Below are 6,752 nucleotides of genomic sequence, written 5' to 3' on the forward strand. Positions count from 1 at the left end.
CGATCGAGGTGCCGGTGCTGGTGCGCGACGATCCGCGCGCGGTGCTCGGTGTGCTGTCCTCGGCCCTCTACGGCGATCCGTCGCGGCGGCTGCGCATCATCGGCATCACCGGCACCTCCGGCAAGACCACCACCTCGTATCTGGTGGAGGCGGGCCTGACCGCGGCCGGGCTGCGCACCGCGCTCATCGGCACCATCGAGACCCGCATCGGCGGCGTGCGCGTGCCCAGCGCCCTCACCACCCCGGAGGCACCGCAGCTGCATGCCATGTTCGCGGTCATGGTGGAGCGGGGCGTGCAGGCCGTGGTGATGGAGGTGTCCAGTCACGCGCTGGCGCTGGGCCGGGTGGACGGTGTCGAGTTCGCGGTGGGCGCGTTCACCAATCTGTCCCAGGACCACCTGGATTTCCACGCCGACTTCGAGGACTACTACGCGGCCAAGCGCCGCCTGTTCGATCCGGCCTCGTCGGTGGGCGCGGCCACCTCGGTGATCTGCGTGGACGACGCCTGGGGACGGCGGCTGGCCGGGGAGCTCGAACAGCGCACCCATATCGTGACCGTCTCCACCACGCAGCCCACGCACTGGACCGCCGCCGACGTCACCGCCGGACCGGGTGGTACTCAGAGCTTCACCGCCGCCCGCGGCGCGCTGAACGTGCCGGTGCGCCTGCGCCTTCCGGGTGACTACAACATCGCCAACGGCCTGCTCGCGGTCGCGGTGTGCGAGGCCGCCGGTGTCGATCCGGCCGCGGCCGCCGCCGCGCTGGGCGAGGTGGACGTGCCGGGCCGCATGCAGCGCGTGGACCGGGGCCAGGGCTTCCTCGCCGTGGTGGACTACGCGCACAAGCCCGCCGCCGTGGAATCGGTGATCGCCACGCTGCGAACGTATCTCGCCGAACAGGGCGCGGGCGGCCGCCTGGCCGTGGTGGTGGGCGCGGGCGGGGACCGCGACGCCGGGAAGCGCCCGCTCATGGGTGCGGCGGGGGCGCGCGGGGCGGATCTGCTCATCATCACCGACGACAATCCACGCGGGGAGGATCCGGCCGCCATCCGCGCGGCCGTGCGCGCGGGCGCGGACGCGCTGCCGGAAGGGCAGCGTGGCGAGGTGCGCGAGGTGGGGGATCGGGCGGCCGCCATCGCCGCCGCCGTGGACTGGGCCCGGCCCGGGGACGCGGTGCTGGTGGCGGGCAAGGGACATGAGACAGGGCAGGAGATTTCGGGTGTGAAGTATCCGTTCGACGACCGCGAGGTGCTCGCGGCGGCTCTCTCCGAGAAAACTAAGGACCTGACGGTTTCATGATCGAGATGACACTGCGGGAGATCGCGGATGTCGTGGGCGGCACGCTACACGACTGTCCCGACCCGGAGGTGACCGTGACCGGCGCGGTCGAATTCGATTCGCGCCGTATCGGATCCGGCGACCTGTTCCTGGCGCTGCCGGGCGCGCGGGTCGACGGACACGACTACGCGCGACAGGCCGTCGCCGCGGGCGCGGCGGCGGTACTGGCGGCCCGACCGGTGGGCGTGCCCGCCATCGTGGTCACGCCACCGTCCGCCGCCCCCGACGAGCGAGACGGAGATGCCGAACGGGACGACCGCGGATCGTCCGGCGGCGCGGTACCGGACGACCGCCGCACCAGCCGGGCGCTGGCGCTGGCCGCCGATACCGACGGCTCCGGCGCGGCCGTGCTGGCGGCGCTGGCGAAGCTGGCCCGCACCAGCGTCGACCGGCTCGTCGCCGCGGGTGGTCTCACCGTCATCGGCGTGACCGGCTCCTCCGGTAAGACCTCCACCAAGGACCTGCTCGCCGCAGTCCTGTCCCCGCTGGGACCCGTTGTCGCTCCGCCCGGTTCGTTCAACAATGAGCTCGGTCACCCCTGGACGGCGCTGCGCGCCGACGCCGACACCCGCTTCCTGGTGCTGGAACTGTCCGCCCGCGGCCGGGGCCATATTCGCGCCCTCACCGAGGTGGCCCCGCCGGGCATCGGCGTGGTGCTCAATGTCGGCACCGCGCACCTGGGCGAATTCGGCAGCCGCGAGGCGATCGCGGAGACCAAGGGCGAACTGGCGGAAGCACTTCCGGCCACCGGGCTCGCGGTGCTCAATGCCGACGACTCGCTGGTGTCGGCCATGGCGGCACGCACCGCGGCGCGCGTGGTGCAGGTCGGCCAGGCCGCCGGGGCGGACCTGCGCGCCACCGACGTGACCCTGGACGACCAGGCACGCGCCCGCTTCACCCTGCGCCGCGGCGACGAGAGCGTGGACGTGACCCTGGCCGTGCACGGTGAACACCAGGTCGGCAATGCGCTCGCCGCCGCCGCGGTCGCCCTGGAATGCGGGGCGGACCTGGCGACCGTCGCCGCGGCTCTCGGTGCGGCGCAAGCGGTCTCGGAACGGCGCATGGACGTGCGCACCCGCGCCGACGGCGTCACCGTGATCAACGACTCCTACAACGCCAACCCGGACTCGGTGCGGGCCGCGCTCAAGGCGCTGGTCACCATGGCCAAATCCGGCGACACCCCGCGCCGCAGCTGGGCCGTCATCGGTGAGATGGGGGAGCTGGGCGAGGAATCGGTGCTCGAACACGACCGGATCGGCCGCCTGGCCGTCCGGCTCGACGTGGACCGGTTCATCGTGGTCGGGGCGGGCCGCCCGGTGCGCGCCATGTTCCAGGGCGCGGTGCAGGAGGGATCGTGGGGCGAGGAGGCGGTGCACGTGCCGGATATCGCCGCCGCCGTCGAACTGCTCGACAGTGAACTGGCACCCGGTGACGTGGTGCTGGTCAAGGCGTCCAAGTCGGTGGGGCTGTGGGCCGTCGCCGAACATCTGACGGCCGCAGCAGGCCCGGATGCGCGGCCCGCCGCTGATTCGATTGCGCGGCCCGCCGCTGGTTCGATTGCGCGGCCCGCCGCTGGTTCTGATTCGCGGCCCGCCGCTGGTTCTGATGCGCGGCACGCCGCGGCGGAGGAGGCCGCACGATGACCCAGATCCTCTTCTCGGCCGCCATCGCGCTCGCCGTCTCCATTCTGCTCACCCCCGTCCTCATCTCCATGTTCGCCAAACAGGGCTTCGGACAGGAGATCCGGGTCGACGGCCCGGAGAGCCACAAGGCCAAGCGCGGCACCCCCACCATGGGCGGCGTCGCCATCCTCGCCGGTATGTGGGCCGGTTACCTGGGCACCCACCTGATCGGCATGAGCTACGGCCAGCCCGGACCGTCGGCCTCGGGCCTGCTGGTGCTGGGCCTGGCCACCGCGCTGGGCGGCGTCGGCTTCCTCGACGACTTCATCAAGATCCGCAAGCAGCGGAATCTCGGTCTCACCGCGGCGGGCAAGTACATCGGACAGCTCACCGCCGCCGTGGTCTTCGGCGTGCTGGCGCTGAAGTTCCGCAACGACAGCGGGCTGACCCCGGCCAGCAAGCACCTGTCCTACGTGCGCGACATCACCACCGTGTCGATGAGCGTGTGGATCTTCCTGGCCTTCGTCTGCCTGGTCGTGGTGGCCTGGTCCAATGCGGTGAACCTCACCGACGGCCTGGACGGTCTGGCCGCCGGATCCATGAGCCTGGTGCTTGGCGCGTACATGATCATCACCTTCTGGCAGTGGCGCAACGCCTGCGTCGACTACCCGGAGGCGGGCTGCTACAACGTGCGCGATCCGCTGGATCTGGCGCTGGTGTGCGCGGCCGGTGGCGCGGCGTGCATCGGATTCCTGTGGTGGAACGCGGCTCCCGCGAAGATCTTCATGGGTGACACCGGATCGCTGGCGCTGGGCGGCCTGCTGGCCGGCCTGTCCATCACCACGCACACCGAACTGCTCATGATCGTCATCGGCGCGCTGTTCGTGGCCGAGGCGGCGTCGGTGGTGCTGCAGGTCGCGGTCTTCCGCACCACCCGGAACCGGCTGTTCAAGATGGCCCCGTTCCATCACCATTTCGAATTGAGCGGCTGGGCCGAGACGACGGTGATCATCCGATTCTGGATGCTCGCCGGTATGGCGTCCGCGGTTGGTCTTGGCCTGTTCTACAGCGAGTATCTGTCGGTCGGGTAGGTCGAAGGCGATGGTCGAACATTCTCCGAGGGTGCTCCGGTCACCGGGGCCCATGCTCGAATTTCTGCGTGGCCGTGACGTTCTCGTCGCCGGATGGGGGGTGTCCGGGCGCTCGCTCATCGAACCGCTGCTGGACATCGGCGCACGTCCGGTGGTCACCGACGGCGGTGAGCAGGCCCTGGCGGAGGCCGCCGAACTCGGTCTGGCCACCGCCGCCCCCGCGGATCTGGTGGAACACGGTGCGCTGGACCGATTCGCGCTGGTGATCACCAGCCCGGGCTGGCGGCCGGACTCCCCGGTGCTGGTCACCGCGGTCACCTCCGGCATCCCGGTCTGGGGTGACGTGGAATTCGCGTGGTGGGTCGATCAGGCCCGCATCTACGGTCCGGTGCGCAAGTGGCTGGTCATCACCGGCACCAACGGCAAGACCACCACCACGCAGATGACGCACGCCATCCTGCGCGCCGCCGGCATCCCCAGCGTGGCCTGCGGCAATATCGGCACCCCCATCCTGGACGCGCTGCGGCGCAATCCCGGACCGCAGGTGCTGGCCGTGGAGCTGTCCTCCTTCCAACTGCACTGGGCACCCTCGGTACGCCCCGAGGCCGGGGTGGTGCTCAATGTGGCGGAGGACCACCTGGACTGGCACGGCGGCCTGGACGCCTACGCCGCCGCCAAGGCGCGCGCGCTCACCGGGCGGGTCGGCGTGGTGGGCCTCGACGATGCCGTGGCCGCCGCCCTGGCGCGAAAGTCCAAGGCGCGCCGCACCGTCGGCTTCCGCGTCGGCGTGCCCGCCGACGGCGAACTCGGCGTGGTGGACGGCAAACTGCTCGACCGCGCCTTCACCAAGGCCGCCATCCTGGCCGAGGTCGGCGATATCAGCCCGCCGGGCCCGGCCGGGGTGGCCGACGCGCTCGCCGCCGCCGCGCTCACCCGATCCATCGACGTGGCACCGCAATTCGTGAAAGAGGGCCTGGCCGAGCACAAGGTGGGCCCGCACCGGGCCGCCTTCGTGCGCGAGGTCGGGGGCGTCGACTTCATCGACGACTCCAAGGCCACCAACCCGCACGCCGCGCGGTCGTCGATCCTGGCGCACCCGCACGTGATCTGGGTGGCGGGCGGTCAGCTCAAGGGCGCGGGAGTGGAGGACCTCGTCGAAGAGGTGCGCGAACACCTCGTCGCCGCCGTGCTGTTCGGCCAGGACGCCGAGGTGATCGCGGCCGCGCTCGCGCGACACGCCCCCGACGTCCCGGTCGTGACCGTGGGTTCGGGGGACGATGCAGAGATGGTCGCCACCGAACTCGCCGCGATCGGGCCGGACGCCGTCATGGCGCGCGCGGTGCGCGCCGCCGCCGGATTCGCCCGGCGCGGCGACACCGTGCTGCTGGCCCCGGCCGCCGCGTCGCTGGACATGTTCACCGACTACACCCATCGCGGCCGCAGCTTCGCCACCGCGGTGGCGGACCTGAACGAGAAGGACATCGGGAGCACCGAATGACCGCCACCCGGCCCGCCGCGGCGCAGTCCCCGCGACGGGCCCGGGCCGGGTGGTTCGGCGCGTGGCTGGCCCGCCCGCTGGCCTCGTTCCACCTGGTGGTGAGCATCGCGGCCCTGCTCACGGTGCTCGGCCTGGTCATGGTGCTCTCCGCCTCCAGCGTCGAGGCGTACGCGGTCGGCAAATCGGCGTACTCGCTGTTCATCCAGCAGGCGGCGTTCGCGGCGGTGGGCGCGCTGGCGTTCTATGTGGCGCTGCGGATTCCGCTGCGGGTGCTGCGGCAGCTGTCCTTTCCGGTGTTCGCGCTGTCGGTGGTGCTGCTGGTGCTGGTGCTCATTCCCGGCATCGGCACCAAGGTGTCGGGTTCGCGGCGCTGGTTCGACCTCGGATTCGTCTCCGTGCAGCCCTCGGAGATCGTGAAGGTCACCCTGGTGGTGTGGGGCGCGCACCTGCTGGCCTCGCGCCGCGCCGAATACGCCGACGGGCACGTGGGCTATCGCGAGATCCTGATGCCGCTGGTGCCCGCCGGTCTGCTGGTGTGCTTCCTGGTCGTGCTGGAGCCCAATCTGTCCACCACCATCGCACTGGGCATCGTGCTGGCGGCGCTGCTGTGGTTCGGCGGGCTGCCGCTGCGCATGTTCGTCACCATCGCCGTCTCGGGCGTGGCGGCGGCGGGGGTGCTGGCGTTGTCGGCGGGCTACCGCTCCGACCGCATGCGCGCCTTCTTCAATCCCGGTGAGGATCCGCAGGGCATCGGCTACCAGTCCCGGCAGGCGCTGTATTCGCTTGCCGACGGCGGTATCTGGGGTCGCGGCCTCGGGCAGAGCCGGGCCAAGTGGAGCTATCTGCCCAATGCCCACAACGATTTCATCTTCGCCATTATCGGCGAGGAACTCGGCTTCCTCGGATGTGCGCTGGTGCTGGGGCTTTTCGCGCTGTTCGCCTACACCGGGCTGCGCATCGCCACCCGCTCGGTGGATCCGTTCCTGCGGTTGCTGTCCGCCACCGCCACCACCTGGATCACCGGCCAGGCGCTGATCAATATCGGCTATGTGGTGGGGCTGCTCCCGGTGACCGGACTCCAGCTGCCGCTGGTGTCGGCGGGTGGTTCGTCGCTGGCCATCACGCTGCTCATGTTCGGCATCGTCGCCAATGCGGCCCGGCACGAACCCGAGGCGGTGGCCGCGCTGCACGCGGGACAGGACGG

General features: G+C 71.2%; 5 protein-coding genes. All 5 read left to right on the forward strand.

Annotated features, from left to right (window positions below; genetic code table 11):
• Window positions 1–1,298: UDP-N-acetylmuramoyl-L-alanyl-D-glutamate--2,6-diaminopimelate ligase (locus QK444_RS29905; protein WP_282785465.1), on the forward strand; the 1,298-nt coding region annotated here is incomplete at its 5' end.
• Entirely contained in the window at window positions 1,295–2,980 is a 1,686-nt protein-coding gene (gene murF / locus QK444_RS29910; RefSeq protein WP_282785466.1) for a UDP-N-acetylmuramoyl-tripeptide--D-alanyl-D-alanine ligase, read from the forward strand. The genes QK444_RS29905 and murF, both read left to right, overlap by 4 nt.
• Window positions 2,977–4,050, forward strand: a complete 1,074-nt coding sequence (gene mraY, locus QK444_RS29915) for a phospho-N-acetylmuramoyl-pentapeptide-transferase (protein ID WP_029929299.1) — start codon at window positions 2,977–2,979, stop codon at window positions 4,048–4,050. Before murF ends, mraY begins: the two co-directional genes overlap by 4 nt.
• A 52-nt stretch (window positions 4,051–4,102) precedes the next feature.
• The gene (murD, locus tag QK444_RS29920) at window positions 4,103–5,548 is read left to right on the forward strand and encodes a UDP-N-acetylmuramoyl-L-alanine--D-glutamate ligase (protein WP_282785467.1); all 1,446 of its coding nucleotides are present in this window, start codon (window positions 4,103–4,105) and stop codon (window positions 5,546–5,548) included.
• Window positions 5,545–6,752 (forward strand): putative lipid II flippase FtsW (ftsW, locus tag QK444_RS29925; protein ID WP_282785468.1); only part of this gene is annotated, 1,208 nt, incomplete at its 3' end. The genes murD and ftsW, both read left to right, overlap by 4 nt.

Origin of the sequence: Nocardia sp. CC201C, from assembly GCF_030010695.1 — a bacterium.
In the GTDB taxonomy this organism is placed as follows: domain Bacteria; phylum Actinomycetota; class Actinomycetes; order Mycobacteriales; family Mycobacteriaceae; genus Nocardia; species Nocardia otitidiscaviarum.